A 15434-nucleotide genomic window follows, 5' to 3' on the forward strand; every position below is an offset into this window, starting at 1 on the left:
ATCATCTTATCCCTTTACTATCCGATTATTTGCCATTAACTTCCCAAACCATCATACCGGTATATACATCCGACTCAGAACGATAGATTCCATCCGGAGAGGCATTTTGATAATAATCCATTATTTTTTGCTTAGTTTCTTCATCAAAATCCAGTCCTCGTCCAATGAACCCTATTGCCTGTTCTGCCGTTTCTTTCCAGTTTAGTTCTTCCTTCCATTCGGAATGGTTGACCCGAAGCGACGGCTTGTAGCCTGAGAGGTAAAGATACATGAATGGATAAATTATGCCGTTCATGTTATTCTCGGATTTTTCACCAAGTATCGAACTCCTTATATCACGATACGCCCTGTCCTCTTCTCGCCTAAGAAAGTTACTGTAGTAACAGAGATTTTTTGAGCACGCCATCATCTTGTCAAAACTTTCGATATCCTTTACCCCAGGGGTCATGGACGCAATTACCAGGTCATACTCGTTCCGGAACCCAAGGTCATCTATGTCTGCGGTCCACCAGGAGCATTCAATGATATCTACCGGAAGAGATTCTTTTTTTACAGAATCTTTCAGTCTGTCAAGCATCCCGGATGAGATATCAAGTGCTGTCACCTCTGCTCCGAGCTTTGAAAGAGGAAGAGTGAGGGTACCGGGTCCGCACCCGATATCCAGGACTCTGGAACCTTCAGGATTAAAGCCGGCCTCTTCAAGAAATTCGAGAATCTCATCGGTTCTCTTCTTTCTGTTATCTTTTTCAATATTATTGGCATAGTTCCCGGAACGCTTGTTCCAGAACTCTGCCATCCTGCCCTCATCCTGGATCAGACCATTACCTGTAGCTTTTTTCCAGCATTCGATCAGGTTGTCAATATCATCTTTTTGCTGCAACTCCATCCCTCTCTAAATAAGAAAGAATACACTGTGTTCTTGCATGGTGGTCATATCTGTTCATCCAGCCGTCATATTTTGAAATACGCCATACATCGTACGATGTAGTATAATAGAGCGGTATTGCAGGTACATCATTAGCAATCGTGGTCTGCATATTGTATACTATTTCTTTTCGTTTACTATCGTTCAATTCCTGCAATTCCTGAGTGCCAAGAGCATTCAGGGTATCATTGTGGTAACCAAACACTGATGCGCCAGATGATACACTTCCTGACTGTGAACCTGTATCACAGTATCTCGTACGGAGATAATCTGCATCCTGTCCCCAACCGCCAAAGCCGCTGATTGCAAGTTCAAAATCTCCATTCTTTAGATTGGCATCACGGGATTTGCTCTCAAGGGCTTTCACCTGAACATCAATTCCTACTTCACTTAGCCTTTCTTTTATAAGTTCACCGATACGGACTTCGCTACTACCAAGAGATAATATATATGACAGTTTTTCCCCGTTTTTATTACGTATTCCATCCCCATCCGTATCGGTCCATCCGGCCTCGTCAAGCAATGTTTTTGCCTTATCCGGGTTGTAGTCATACTTCGGCTGGTCAGAGTTATACCAGATGTGATCTTCAGAGAGTATGCCCATTTTACCGGCTTTCCCTGCGCCTCTTGCGATCTTTTCCACCAGTTCGTCACGGTTAATGGCATAAGCAAAGGCCTGCCTTATTCTGCTGTCATTTAGCTCCGGACATTTTTTCATATTGAAATAAAACTGGTAACCCCAAAAAGCCGGCTGCTGGACTATTCTTATATCAGAGTCTGATTTGAAACGGTCAAGAGTATCCGGCGATATACTTGTGAAATCAATTTCTCCCTGTTCAAAAGCTATTAACGAATCACTGACCGGAACAAACTCGACGACTTTAACGGCTTGTTTCGGTCCCCAGAAATTCTCGTTTGCCACAAACCGGTATGTCCCATGCTCTTTATTGTACTCATCAAGGATGTACGGACCAGTACCAATGACTGCTTTTGGATCAAGGAAACTGGCAGGATCTGAGACATTTTTATATATATGCTCAGGTATGATTTCAAAACTCGTGAGTTTATAAATGAATGTAGAAACAGGCTGGGCAAGTACGAACTTTACGGTACTTGAATTCACGACCTGAACATTGTCTATAATACCGGCTTCAATTCCACCTGAAACGGGCACATTTTTCTGCTCATAATCGAAAGTAAATTTAACATCATTTGCCGTAAAAGGTATTCCATCGCTCCAGTTGACACCCTCACGGAGATAAACCGTATATTCTGTTCCGTTTGAATTGACATCCCAGCTTTCAGCCAGCCAGGGAATTATACCTTTTTCATCCCTTTCGAACAGACTGTCAAAGATCATTCCAACTTTCGATGACCCAGGACCCCTCGGGTATATTGTAAACGGCTGCGGATAACCACAATCTCCGCCGCTTAAATTAACAACATCCACATACTTTGATCCGTCTGAAAGGTTCTCAACCAATGTCCCGGTCTGACCGGAAGCGTTTGCAGCCGGTGTCCCGGCCTGAGCACTGTCCTTGTCAGTACAGCCCGCCGTCATTAAAATCAGGGCTGTCAGGAAAATAGAAAATAATAACTTCTTTTTCATCACAGAGCACCTTATTTGTGAATTTAACCTACCTAATCACCTATAATATGAATAAAGATATTAATGACATGTAAGTGATATTATCTGAAAATATAAGAGTGTTACTAAATGTACTTAAAATAAAGAGAGTTTATTAATTAAACTACTCAAATAGGTATATTAATTTGAGAAGAATACCCAAAACAAGGTCAACTCTCTTAAAATATGTTTCTTGCCAAAAAAGAATTATTTTTCACTGAACTTATATCCAGAATTATAAGTCCATCTACATAACCTAAAGAATACTTAGGGCTCTACAGAAATCTCTGAAAAAATACAAAGCGAACCCAAAAACTACAGAAGTAGATGAATGTAAATCCTGAAAAAAACATCGAAAGAAGAGGCTCTGAATAACTTTCAAAGCCAGCATATAAAGTCTATGATTTAAGTTTATGATTTATCTCGATGTAAGGAATATAATAGCCTCAACTATTTTTCTCTTTTTTGAAGAAATATTCCTGATAAAAGGAATCTTCACATCTTTTTTAGATAGTTTTTAAATTTCGTAATTTATAATTATATAATATTATATTTGTGTTTTTAAAGTTAGAGCAGAAAATATATATGTACCAATTTCTAATTTATTTTGGCACTACTATGAAAATCGGTAAGATATTGATTCTATGCACCATTACAGGATTGATAGCAGTTCCTACGGTTTCTACTGAAAAATTATACTTACAAAATTCGAAGAGTAAAGTTATTTTAGATTCAATGAAAAAAAAATTACATTATTAGTACTTTTACAGAGAAGTCTTTTGCTACATAAAAATTTTTTCCTTTTATAGTTAACGCAGTCCATAAGCCAGGGGCAAACAATAACTAACAATGTAAATGTGGGATCAGGAGTGAATCATCTCGAAGTTGATTTAAACTGGAGAGATACACCAGTGATTCCCTGACTCTTAGTGCTTATACTCCCTCAGGAAGCAAACTCGGAACTTACCGCGATAACTCTGACGGAAGCGTAAATGGTAGGATACATATCAATATAGACCACTCCCAGGGATATGTGCAACAGGGAACATAGAATCAAAAGTTTATGGAGAATCGATTAGTGGAACTAAGGACTACACGTTTAATGTTTACCAACATTAAGCTTGAAAAAAAGCTTATCTTCTGTTTACTATTTTTCCTTTTAACAACAACAGCCAGGGCTACAGAATATACTGTAAGTCCTTTTCCGAGCGATCAGTCTGGAGCTTCAATTAACGGAGAAAAAGTAGTAAAACTTGAGGATACCGTAATACCTTACTGGCAGTTTTTGCTCTGGCTAGCTGCGATGCAAATATTATCAGTAATAGACGTAATTCTATACTTTACAAAATTCATTTTCATAATACTCGGATTTCGAGCTGCTGACCATCCAAGTACTGTTGGAACTCTAAAGAGAAAGTACATATATGCTTTCATCAAAGCTTGTCCAGGGACGTGTATCAGCGAGATTGCAAGTGATATGAGCCTTAGTAGGGGATCTCTTCGTTATCATCTCGATATTCTCGAAGCAGAAAATATTATTGAAGCCCACAATGACTGTGGAAAGATCCGGTATTTCCAGAATAATTCTACATACAGTGAGGAAGAAAAACTGGTTATTTCAGTCCTTCAAAATGAGATGACCCGGAAAATAGTTCTGAAAATATTAAAGGAAGAATGCAACACCAATGGAGACCTTGCCCGAATAACAGGAGTTTCCAAAAGTGCAATTACCAGGTACATGAAGCAGTTGAATGAGTCAGGCCTGATTAACGAAAATAAGATGGGAAAGAATACAATATACAGTATAAACCCTGTTTATAGGGATGCAATTGAAAAACATGTTTAAGATCTTTTAAAAATGGGTTTACTTCAGGATAAAACACCTAGAAACGGACTCGAATAAATGAAGAATAATGAAGATTGAAAATAATGAAGATAATTAAACCTCGTCTTTTACTTAACCTATAGTTATCCAAAATTTGTTTCCTGAAACCTCTCGCAATATAGGTATAGCTTTATTTCTGCAATTGGTTTTTGTTTGCCTAACTTTTTGAGGAATTGCAACTAATTGAGCAAATGTCCAAAAGCGATAGCAAAAAATGTTATTTTTTCAAAATATCTGTGGAATGCCGGTTATAAACAAAAATCAAAATATTTAATATGGCACCTTCTTTCAGTTCAGGACACTATTTACATTCCAGGAAATCAACGATTTGTCGTATTAAGTATTACTATTGAGAAAATGAAATCAAAGATTAAACATCAGATTTGATAGTTTAATGATCTGGCTAAAAACTTTGTATTTTATATAGAGTGTGTTAGTAGTGAATTATGGAGTTCAAATTTTCCCTGAAAAACCAATTTGAAATCCAAATGCAGAGGCTTAATTAAGTTGTCTTTGAAAAGATTTAAGGTTTACTTAATACTGCCTCTGGAGTTAAATCACGGGGTAAAAAGAAATGACAACAAGAGAACACTTAGAAGTATGTACTCTTGTTGCGTTTCTCCTGGTAAGTGTTGAGATTGCTATTGCGCATGGAGAGAGTCTCTATAGTACTGTGTCTACAATTACTGTTCCATGAGGAAGTTATTACTGTTTTGGAGAGTACGCAAAATCTCCATGATTGGAGAGGTGAAATTTATGCGGAAGGCACTGAAGATGTGTATGTAATGATCAGATAACACATTTTATATAAGATCCCTCCAACTCAATGCCAAAATTAAGGTTATAGAATGTTTATTTGGGGCAATAGATATGCCGTTAGAATTCCTCAATAAAAATACACTTTAGAAACTAATTTTTTAGATAAATAGTATATAAAATATTTAAAATCGGTAAATGAGTGATATAATACTTTGCTTGCTTATAATATAAATTTATTTATAATTGTGGCATCTGACATCATTATCATCCATACGAGATTCAATACTCAAATCAACAAAAACACTTAATCCGTTAATCGAAGCACTTAAACTCCCTAAACAATTAATAAATCATTTAACGCATGTACTTTAATTGAAGAAGGATTGACACTATATTAGTTGGGTAATAAGGCTTAATAACTCTTAAAAAAGGATAATCTTTTGAGGAGTATATATAACAATAATATTTTGATTTAAAATTTTAGTTAAAATAATTGTGGAAAATAGTTTCCTACCAGTTAGTCTCTAATCTAGATACTTAAGCTATTTGAATAAAGTTTTATAGAGATAATTTATTTGCTCCCATCTTCTCCAATTTTTATAAGCGAAGACAGCTCAAAAGATAAGAGGATTTATACATCATTTGTGAAGTGATGAGTCATCACAAATTGCCCTCACTTCGTAACAATTAAATATAATTTGGTATGATTGTTCATAGATCAAGGTACCGATTTTAGGTATTGGCTTAGAAATTAATCCGTAATTTCCATCCTAAAAATCGACAGTATACAGACAAGAAGTTCTTAACCTAAGCCCAATGGAGGGAGATTAAGTGTTCAATAAACAGATCACCCTAACACTGATGTTCATTGCTCTAGTTTGCATATCTTTTCAACCAGTTTCTGCAAATGGTAGTCTAAAACAGACGAACGTAAGCGTAGTGTCTGATTTGAATCAAACAGCGGGCAAGGATATTATGAGTCTTGTGAATACAAATCGCTTTGATATCGATAGCAAACCTGTTTTTGATGTAATTTGGAGCCCTGATGGTAGTCATATGCTGTTTGAAGTATTTCTTAATGTAGCTCTGAAAGGGCACTCTGAGCTAGGAGGCAGTGTAAATGCGCTGTATGCAGCAAATGCGGATGGTTCCGGAATAACGCGTATTGCATGGGCAGAAATGACTTCCAGCAATGGTGGAAAAACAATTACTCCCCCTGTATGGAGCCAATCTGGCGATTATTTTGCATATATGGAGGTGGTAAAAGGAAGCAATTACAAGACGAAATCTGCTAATATTTCTGTTATGTCAAACGATCTAAATCTTATTCAAAAAATAGAGTTAGATCCAAAGATGACAGGATTAGAATCTGATGTACCTAATTTCAAATGGTCTCCAAAAGAAAACAAATTTGCTGCACTTGTGCCTGGAAAAATTGTCATTTACAATTTGAAGGAAAAAAATGAGTTTAATGTTAGCATTCCAGGTGATAATGTAGAAATAACTGATATGGAATGGTCTCCAGATGGTAAGAAAATCGTTTTTTTAAAAAATAGCCATGATATTATCCTTTTAGATGTTGAAAATAGAAAATTCAATCAGATTTACTCCGCAGAACAGGTTGGAATGTATGGTGAGAAATGGAGTAATGATGGTAAAAAACTAATTTTCTATGAGCTTAAAACATCAGGAAACGTGAATGATGTCAGTTACGATATATATGTTATGGATGAAGACTTGGAGAAGCCTGTAAAAATTACAACTCTTTACTCGGGTTCGTCAAGGGTAATAGAATGGTATCCAGACAGTGAAAAGATTTTGGTTAAAAAATGTGCTGAGAATTCATGTGCACTATACTCGCTCTCAATAACCGGAGAGATGAAAAAACTAATCGAGAAGGCTAGAGATATCGACGGGATGGTGGCTTCTAACGGTTATATTTTAGCGACCAGTCTCAATCCAAACTCCAGAACTCCACCTTACATAAGAACGTATGACCTATTTTTGCTCAACGAATCAGGTGTATTGACAATCGAGAATGTGCCCTATTACACGTTGGAAGGTACAGATGTGCTATTCGCTAAAGATAATAAGATCTCAGTACTGAACACTAGCACAAATGATATATGGGAATTATCACTACCAGTGAAAAGTATTAATAAGTTCGTTTTGGACCCATCTAAAAACTTCATTGCTGCAGATAACACTATTTTCGGAATAAATGAACTAGGTACCCATAAACAACTAATTATGGGGAATTATACAGACAGTACAGCCCCTGAAGTAGTGACAATTGAGAAAGATCTGGACGAACATTCGAAAGTAAATACCACTGAAGAAACTTCTGGATTGCCTGGATTTACTTCAATTATTTCATTTATAGGGATATTTATTGCATTCATCTGCATACATATGAAAAAAATAAGGTGAGGGTTAATTGTGGAAAAATATCGGAATGTGTTTGTGATTGCACAAAAAGAATTTGCAGACAATATATGGAGCCCGAGGTTCACAATACTCATCTTGGTATTCACAACTATTGTTTTTTCAATAAGTTATGATTCTGGAATTGGGCCAGAAGGGAATGCCATATCCAGAGGTTATCTTGATATTTCTCATATTGTTTCCCTCTTCTTGCCATTTATGGGAATTGCACTTGGTTTCGATGCAATTAGCAAAGAGAGGGAGTCAAAGTCTTTGAATGTGCTTCTGACGCATCCAATATATAGGGATAATATCATTGCTGGAAAAGCGCTTGGAGCAATGATTACATTAATTCTGGTAGTATTTATATCAATTTTCACAACTCTTGGAACAATACTTTTAGCATCAGGAACCGAGTTAAGTTCACCAATTCTAAATCGATTGGTAATCTTTGCAATTCTTACATACCTATATCTATCAATATTTCTGTCACTTGGCATACTTAGTTCGATTGTGACAAAAAATGCCACAAAATCATTAGTATACAACATAGCGATCTGGGTTGTGTTATGTATTGTATTTGGTATGATTTGTGCTACAACTGCTTCTATTATAACTGAGCATAAACCATTGGATTTAGATGATAACGAGCGTTTTTTAAGACTTAACGCAGATATTCAAAAATTGACGCCATCACATCATTATGCTATGGCGGTAAGTGGTAGACCTAGTTTGAGTTGGTTGGGTGTTTCGAGTGAGAAACCAAGCGTGGAAGGGATATTTGACATGGAATATACGCTGGGACAGTGGTGGAATGAACTCTGGATAAATGTTCTAATTTTGATTATTACTCCTGTTTTTTTAATTATAGTAGCATTTATAATGTTTTTGCGCCAGGATGTATCAAAGGATATGGGGTAACTCGCATGAAAGATAATAATGTTTTTGTGGTTGCTCAAAAAGAGGCTGCTGACCACCTTCAAGATGCCGGATTTTTGGTGTTGCTTGCAACATATACTGTAATAGTGTTTGCTTCTACCTATATGCTTGGTTCCTTGGCGCATGACGATAATTCAGTACTTCTGAGTAGCATTAATGTCAAAATGATATCCCAATTTACTCCATTACTTGGTATAGTTCTGGGATTCGATGTAGTTGTCAGAGAACAGAAATCTGGATCACTCAATGTGTTATTAACTCATCCAATATTCAGAGATAATATTCTCACAGGGAAATTACTTGGATCAACGTTATTGATAGCTGCTATAATCATATTTTCGGTTTTTGTATCTGTAGGAACACTCTTGGTCTTCTATGGTGTTGAGATCGGATATATTGAACTTATCAGAATAGCCGTGTTCACCATTCTCACATTTTTCTATGCGGTGATATTTTTGGGAATTGCAATTCTTATCTCAACGATAGTAAAAAACTCCACTGATTCACTGACCTGCAACATTATTATATGGATTTTTATTTGCATACTATTTGGTGCAATTCTTAAGACAGTTGTTGCCATATTGACAGGTCAAACATCGAATGAAGGTATATTAATCACACAACTTTTGAATATATCACCACTGCATCACTATGGAGAGGCTGTAATTGGCAGAACTGATTTGAGTTTTATGGGAGTTAACGTAGAACCAATGGTTGGAGGGATTTTCGATACTAAATATACTCTCACTCAGTGCTTAACAGAATTCTGGATGAATATTGTAGTGCTGATAATAACTCCGGTTGTATTGTTTATAATAACTTTCATTACATTTCTTAGGAAAGACATTACTCTGTAAAGTGATAAAATGATATACAAAAAAGATAGAATTTGCTGCAAGGTACCTCTATCTGAGAACAATTGATGGTGTTACTTCATTATTGTGAACTTCCAGGGGAATGTCAGTTTATGGGATTCAGGTGATCGAATTCTTAAGAAAGAACTCACATTTTTTCGGTTTAGGACATAACTTATACCCAGAAAATCGAACGATTTGTCATGTTAAGTATTACCGATAAAAAGAAATCAAAGTTCAGTTGTTTGATTTGATAATTTAATAATGTGGATAGTTTAATAATCTGGCTAAAAACTTTGTATTTTATATAGAGTGTGTTAGTAGTGAATTATGGAGTTCAAATTTTCTCTGAAAAACCAATTTGAAATCCAAATGCAGAGGCTTAATTAAGTTGTCTTTGAAAAGTTTTAAGGTTTACTTAATCCTGCCTCTGGAGTTAAATCACGGGGTAAAAAGAAATGACAACAAGAGAACACTTAGAAATGATGTACTCTTGTTGCGTTTCTCCTGGTAAGTGTTGAGGTTGCTATTGCGCATAGAGAGAGTCGCTATAGTATTGTGTCTACAATTACTGTTCCATGAGGAAGTTATTACTGTTTTGGAGAGTACGCAAAAGCTCTGTGATTGGAGAGGTGAAATTTATGCGGAAGGCACTGAAGATGTGTACAGGGATCAGATAACATATTTCATATGACATAGTCTGCTTAGAATTTTTTTAATAGATCTCTTTTGCTGGTTTTGAAACCATAATATTTTTTGAAATGTGATATTATGAAAACTAGGAATTCATTGCTTATAGGAATAGTGATTGGGCTTGTATTATTCGGATTTTTTAAATTTTTAGGGCTTGATCAAACGTACGGAGGAATTATAGGTGCATTTATTGTAGGTATACTAATTGGTAAAACTATAGGCAAAGGCTCGGAGAAATATGCTTTTTTTTCGATATTTATGTATAACCTGATTGGCTGGATTTTAGTATTTTTGCTTACTTCCGATGGAAAGATTGCGTTGCAATATGGCGGTATAGCTTTATCTGCTCTTGTTGGAATTTTGCTTATTATGGTCTTTTTTTATTCAATAATCGGATCCTTTGCGGCATTTGCTACCTCCAACCTGAGCAGGAATAAAGAGGGTCAAGGATTATGAATTTCTCGGAAATACAGATCATTGGGGAAGATGAAACATTCAAAGGTTCAAAAAGCAAATATGTATGGCTCTTTGGTGGAATTTTTGTCTTTCTTTGTTTCCTAGCAATGCACTACAGTACGTATATATCCTTTTTATTTCCAATTTCCAAAGGCATTCCATATTCTTTAATTTCGTATATGGTGGTATTGTCTATCGGACCTTTTATTATTTTGATAACATCTTTTGATATCGTAAGCAGCGAAATCGAAACGGGATCGGCAAGATACATTATCTCCAAGGTTCATAGATCATCTTTCATTTTAGGAAAGTTTTTCTTTCTGTTTTTAGTATTTATCTCTGTTTCCTCTGGAATTGCACTTATAAGCTTGATGTATCAGTATTCTGAGGGTAATACCTTTCAGCTCAAAAATATCGTTTTGTTCTGGATTCTTTCAAGCCTTTATTTGGGCTGCTTCATAAGTATTTTTTTATTCATTTCAACGTTGTCTGTAAATAACAAAGTTTCATTTACAATGTCTGCGGTCTTTCTTGGAATTTTGATATTTTTCATTTTACAGGGACATGATAACTATCTAAAATATCTCACCCCCTTCTATTACGGTGCTAAAAATATAGATCTGATGACAGGTTTCCCGGTTGGGGCTGGATACCTCACGGTTTTTGAAAGCCTGTTTTCAATGTTCCTGTACATGCTGGTCTTTTTGTCTATGAGTTTGCTGGCTATTAAACGGAGGGATTTATAATTACCTTGGCTATTTCTACCAGAAACCTGTACAAAAAATACGGTTCTCGCTTTGTTCTGGAAAATCTTTCCTTGAATGTAGAAAAAGGGAGTATCTACGGTTTTTTGGGCCAGAATGGTGCCGGAAAAACGACTACAATAAAATTGCTGTCAGGACTTTCAACACCTGCGCAAGGACAGATTTTTGTTGAGGGTATGGATTTGTCTTCCGAATCAGGAAAGATTAAACAGATTCTGGGTCTGGTTCCCCAGGATTCCAGTTTTTACGACGAAAGGACAGCCTTAAGCCACATGGTCTATTACGGCAGATTAAAAGGTCTGAGTAAAAAAGAAAGCCTGGAGCAATCCAGGGTTTTATTGGACCAGGTTGGGCTTGGCAATGAAATGTTCAAAAGGGTGGGATATTTTTCCCATGGTATGAAAACAAGACTGGGAATTGCGCAGGCTCTTTTGAATGATCCAAAAATACTGATTCTTGACGAGCCTACAAATGGCCTTGACCCTGTTGGGATCCGGCAAATCCGGCAAATTCTTCGTGAGTGCAATAATGAAGGAATCACAATATTTCTTTCATCCCACAACCTGCTGGAAATACAGGAGATTTGTACCCATGTAGGAATTCTGAATAAAGGCAAACTTATAGCTGAAAGCACAATTGAAAAAATTCGTCACCTTGAGTCAAACGGGGTTATTACGATTGGGGTCTACAATCTCTCTGCTGAGATGATTTATTTAATCGAGAATATGGAGTTTGTCGTAAAAACCGAATTGAAAGCCGAACATATTCTTGAAATTTTCGTAAACTCCAGGAAAGACGTCAAACCGGAAATCAACAGGTTAATTGTTGAAAGTGGAGGCCAGGTTTTCAAACTTATAGAAAACTCTCTCTCATTGGAAGATGCATTTTTTGATGCTACCGGAATAAAACTTTAATTTCAGGTAGGAAGCCTATCTTTTTACATTTAAAGATCAATCGATTGATGCTGAGTCAGATAAAATGGAAAAATCTTGCTACCACATTGGCAAAAAGAAAAGAACGGTCAATAGGCAACAATTTAAAAATTAGTTCATATAGATTCGCTCATTTAAATTTAAGACGATAATGAATGAAGTAGTTTCATATAGGCCGAATAGTTATAACTTTTCATCATATTGAATAAAGTTGAGGAGCAATAAATTTAAATTTGCGAGGGATTACATGCCAAGAATACTGAAAATAAACTTGCTCTTAATATTACTAATCTTAAGCATATCTACAGGTCTTGCAGCTTCACCTGAAAATCTTAGTGTGAGCGTTGAAAAAATTACGTCCATATCACAAATAGTGAAACCCTATTTTGACAACCTTGTAGTATCCTCAGGAACCAATCTTAAAGAACGACCTGTAATTGGAGGTTCATGGAGTCCTGACGGCAGTAGACTAGAAGTAGGAGAATCAATCAACCGTCAGAGAGGAGTCACCCTTCATGCAACATATATATTGAATGCAGATGGAAGTGGAATTCGAGAACTCGCATCAACTCCAAACAATACGAATGAAGGATCCCTGACTCTGGGCATGACATCCTGGAGTCCAGATGGAAATCGAATCGTAATTTTTTCAAATATATTCAATGTAAGGGACTTCTATATATTTGCAGATCCAGATAAAACGCTAATCAAGACGGCAGGTAAATGTAATTATACAACAGTTGACGAAATCAGGAAAAATATTCTGGATATTGAATGGCAGAATAATTTGATGTGGAACCCAGAAGGCACAAAAGCTCTTGCATTGATGGATCAAGACACTATCCCTCTAAATTATCAATTATATTTACTTGACTCAAACGGCTTAATACTTCAACAGCTTACTGATGTGTCTAATAATGTAGGGTTTGCATTGTGGAGTTATGACGGCAAAAAAATAGCATATAGTGCTACTGGCCAGCCTGAAAATGAAAATGGACTATGGACAGTTAATGAAAATGGGACCGTCAGGAAGAGACTTAATGACAATGGAATTCTGGTTGCCTGGAGCCCTGATGACAGCAGAATATTCTATTTTGATGAAAACTCCAGTCTCTATTCAATTAAGGTTGATGGGACAGATAGAGTTCAGCTTTCAAAAGAATTTTCCCCAAGTGAAGATGTTTTCGAATTTAGTCAAGATGGAAAAAAACTGATTTTCAGTGCTATAAACTCTGACAAAGTAACTATATACATAGCTGAATCTACAGGAAAAAATGTAAAAGCTCTTCAAGAGTTTCCAGGGTATATTATCTTCAAACCTAGCTGGAGCCCGAAAGGAGATAAAATAGCTTTTACACAGGACGATGACCTTTATACAATAAATCCCGACGGAAGCGAAAAAAGTCTTATTGCATCCGCAATAACCGACTACGAATGGCATCCTTCGGGAGAATTTATCAGTTTTGTTTCATCAGGTTCTGTTTTTGCTGCAAGCCCGGATGGATCGACAAAAATAAAGCTTGCTGAAGACGGTAGGTTTCTTGAAGGCTGGAGTCCTGACGGCAGCAGACTGCTTGTATCTCAATATGGATTCACAGGGCTATTCATAATAAAACTCGAAGGATACGAAGACCCTCTCTCAATTGATTTCCTGACACCTGTAGAAGAAAATTGCCAGCTAAGAATTCGCTGCATGTCGGAACCGATTGCAGATGCGTTACTGACTCTTAATGGAAAAGAAATCGGTCTTACAAATAGTTCAGGCTTCCTGAACTACAGTTGTCCTGATGAAGGCAGATATGTGATAAATGCCAGCAAAACAGGACATAGGTCTGCAAGTAAAGTTCTTGTCGTGCAAGAGAATTCCTCAGCGTCTCCGGTTAAGTCAGCAGTTCCTGAACCATCATCTGATTCTGGAAACAAGAATCTCACCAGATCTGAAACCCAAATTCCAGGGTTCAGGGGAATTACCACATTTTTAATCCTGGCTTTTTTCGTTATCAGGAGGAGTTCTTTATGACGGTAGATTTGAGAAATACTGGAGTTATTGTTCAAAAAGAGTTCGCAGATCACCTTTACAGCCCTAGTTTCAGAATATTATTTTGAATTTTTAGTATTGAAGGAGTATAAAATGAAGTAAATATAACTTAAATGTTAAAAAGACTGAAAGAATATCTCAGTATAGATCTCCCCCAGGGATACGTGCAACAAGGAACATGGAAGTTCAAAGTTTACGGAGAATCGGTTAGTGGAACACAGTATACGTTTAATGTTTACCAGCATTAAGCTTGAAAAAAAGCTTATCTTCTGTTTACTATTTTTTCTTTTAGTAACAACAGCCAGGGCTACAGAGTATACTGTAAGTCCTTTTCCGAGCGATAAATTTGGGGAGTCAATAGCTGGAGAAGATGTACAGATAGTAGAAGATACTGTAATACCTTACTGGCAGTTTCTAATCTGGCTAGCTGCGATGCAAATCTTATCAATAATAGACGTAATTCTATACTTTACAAAGTTCATTTTCATAATACTCGGATTTCGAGCTGCTGACCATCCAAGTACTGTTGGAACTCTAAAGAGAAAATACATATATGCTTTCATTAAAGCTTGCCCAGGGACGTGTATCAGCGAGATTGCAAGTGATATGAGCCTGAGCAGGGGATCTCTTCGATATCATCTCGAGATTCTAGAAGCAGAAAATATGATTGAAGCCCACAATGACTGCGGAAAGATCCGGTATTTCCAGAATAATTCTACATACAGTGAGGAAGAAAAACTGGTTATTTCAGTCCTTCAAAATGAGATGACCCGGAAAATAGTTCTGAAAATATTAAAGGAAGAATGCAACACCAATGGAGACCTTGCCCGAATAACAGGAGTTTCCAAAAGTGCAATTACCAGGTACATGAAGCAGTTGAATGAGTCAGGCCTGATTAACGAAAATAAGCTGGGAAAGAGTACAATATACAGTATAAATCCTGTTTATAGGGATGCAATTGAAAAAATGTATTTAAAATTCTCTTAAAAGTGGATTTACTTCAGGACAAAACATTTTAAAAACGTTCAAATAAATGAAGATATTAAATCCCATCTTTTGCTTAAACTCATAGTTCTTCAAGATTTATTTTCTGGAACTTCCTGCAATATGGGTATGACTTTATACCTGCAACTGGGTT

The 15434-nt window shown here is 36.4% G+C and carries 12 protein-coding genes; 10 read left to right on the forward strand and 2 right to left on the reverse strand.

Annotated features, from left to right (window positions below; translation table 11 throughout):
• Positions 1-25: 25 nt before the first annotated feature.
• Both MSBR3_RS06750 and MSBR3_RS06755 read right to left on the reverse strand, forming a co-directional pair.
• Positions 26-886 carry a class I SAM-dependent methyltransferase gene (locus MSBR3_RS06750; RefSeq protein ID WP_048107245.1) on the reverse strand — a complete coding sequence of 287 codons (861 nt, stop codon included), beginning with the start codon at positions 884-886 and terminating at the stop codon, positions 26-28.
• Positions 864-2534, reverse strand: a complete 1671-nt coding sequence (locus MSBR3_RS06755; protein ID WP_230627915.1) for an ABC transporter substrate-binding protein — start codon at positions 2532-2534, stop codon at positions 864-866. Before MSBR3_RS06755 ends, MSBR3_RS06750 begins: the two co-directional genes overlap by 23 nt.
• A 1120-nt stretch (positions 2535-3654) precedes the next feature.
• On the opposite strand from MSBR3_RS06755, the gene MSBR3_RS06765 reads away from it, so the two are divergent.
• From MSBR3_RS06765 to MSBR3_RS06810, 10 genes are all read left to right on the forward strand, one after another.
• Positions 3655-4398, forward strand: a complete 744-nt coding sequence (locus MSBR3_RS06765; RefSeq protein ID WP_155396882.1) for a winged helix-turn-helix transcriptional regulator — start codon at positions 3655-3657, stop codon at positions 4396-4398.
• A gap of 1629 nt (positions 4399-6027) precedes the next feature.
• Positions 6028-7626: a TolB family protein gene (locus MSBR3_RS06775; RefSeq protein ID WP_048107249.1), complete on the forward strand. Its 1599-nt coding sequence runs from the start codon at positions 6028-6030 to the stop codon at positions 7624-7626.
• A 9-nt stretch (positions 7627-7635) separates the two neighbouring features.
• Positions 7636-8541, forward strand: coding sequence for an ABC transporter permease (locus MSBR3_RS06780; RefSeq protein WP_048107250.1), 906 nt, complete (start codon positions 7636-7638; stop codon positions 8539-8541).
• A gap of 5 nt (positions 8542-8546) precedes the next feature.
• Positions 8547-9416 carry an ABC transporter permease gene (locus MSBR3_RS06785; protein ID WP_048107251.1) on the forward strand — a complete coding sequence of 290 codons (870 nt, stop codon included), beginning with the start codon at positions 8547-8549 and terminating at the stop codon, positions 9414-9416.
• A 526-nt stretch (positions 9417-9942) separates the two neighbouring features.
• Entirely contained in the window at positions 9943-10107 is a 165-nt protein-coding gene (locus MSBR3_RS20140; RefSeq protein WP_155396746.1) for a hypothetical protein, read from the forward strand.
• 110 nt (positions 10108-10217) lie between these two features.
• Entirely contained in the window at positions 10218-10562 is a 345-nt protein-coding gene (locus tag MSBR3_RS06790) for a hypothetical protein (protein ID WP_230627918.1), read from the forward strand.
• Positions 10559-11308 carry an ABC transporter permease gene (locus tag MSBR3_RS06795; protein ID WP_048107253.1) on the forward strand — a complete coding sequence of 250 codons (750 nt, stop codon included), beginning with the start codon at positions 10559-10561 and terminating at the stop codon, positions 11306-11308. The genes MSBR3_RS06790 and MSBR3_RS06795 overlap by 4 nt, the downstream gene beginning before the upstream one ends.
• Before the next feature lie 5 nt (positions 11309-11313).
• On the forward strand, positions 11314-12240 hold the full coding sequence (locus MSBR3_RS06800; protein ID WP_230627921.1) for an ABC transporter ATP-binding protein: 927 nt from the start codon (positions 11314-11316) through the stop codon (positions 12238-12240).
• A gap of 265 nt (positions 12241-12505) precedes the next feature.
• Positions 12506-14278, forward strand: coding sequence for a TolB family protein (locus MSBR3_RS06805; protein WP_048107254.1), 1773 nt, complete (start codon positions 12506-12508; stop codon positions 14276-14278).
• A 228-nt stretch (positions 14279-14506) separates the two neighbouring features.
• Positions 14507-15283, forward strand: a complete 777-nt coding sequence (locus MSBR3_RS06810; RefSeq protein ID WP_230627924.1) for a winged helix-turn-helix transcriptional regulator — start codon at positions 14507-14509, stop codon at positions 15281-15283.
• Positions 15284-15434 lie beyond the last annotated feature (151 nt).

This window comes from Methanosarcina barkeri 3, from assembly GCF_000970305.1.
Lineage (GTDB): Archaea > Halobacteriota > Methanosarcinia > Methanosarcinales > Methanosarcinaceae > Methanosarcina > Methanosarcina barkeri_A.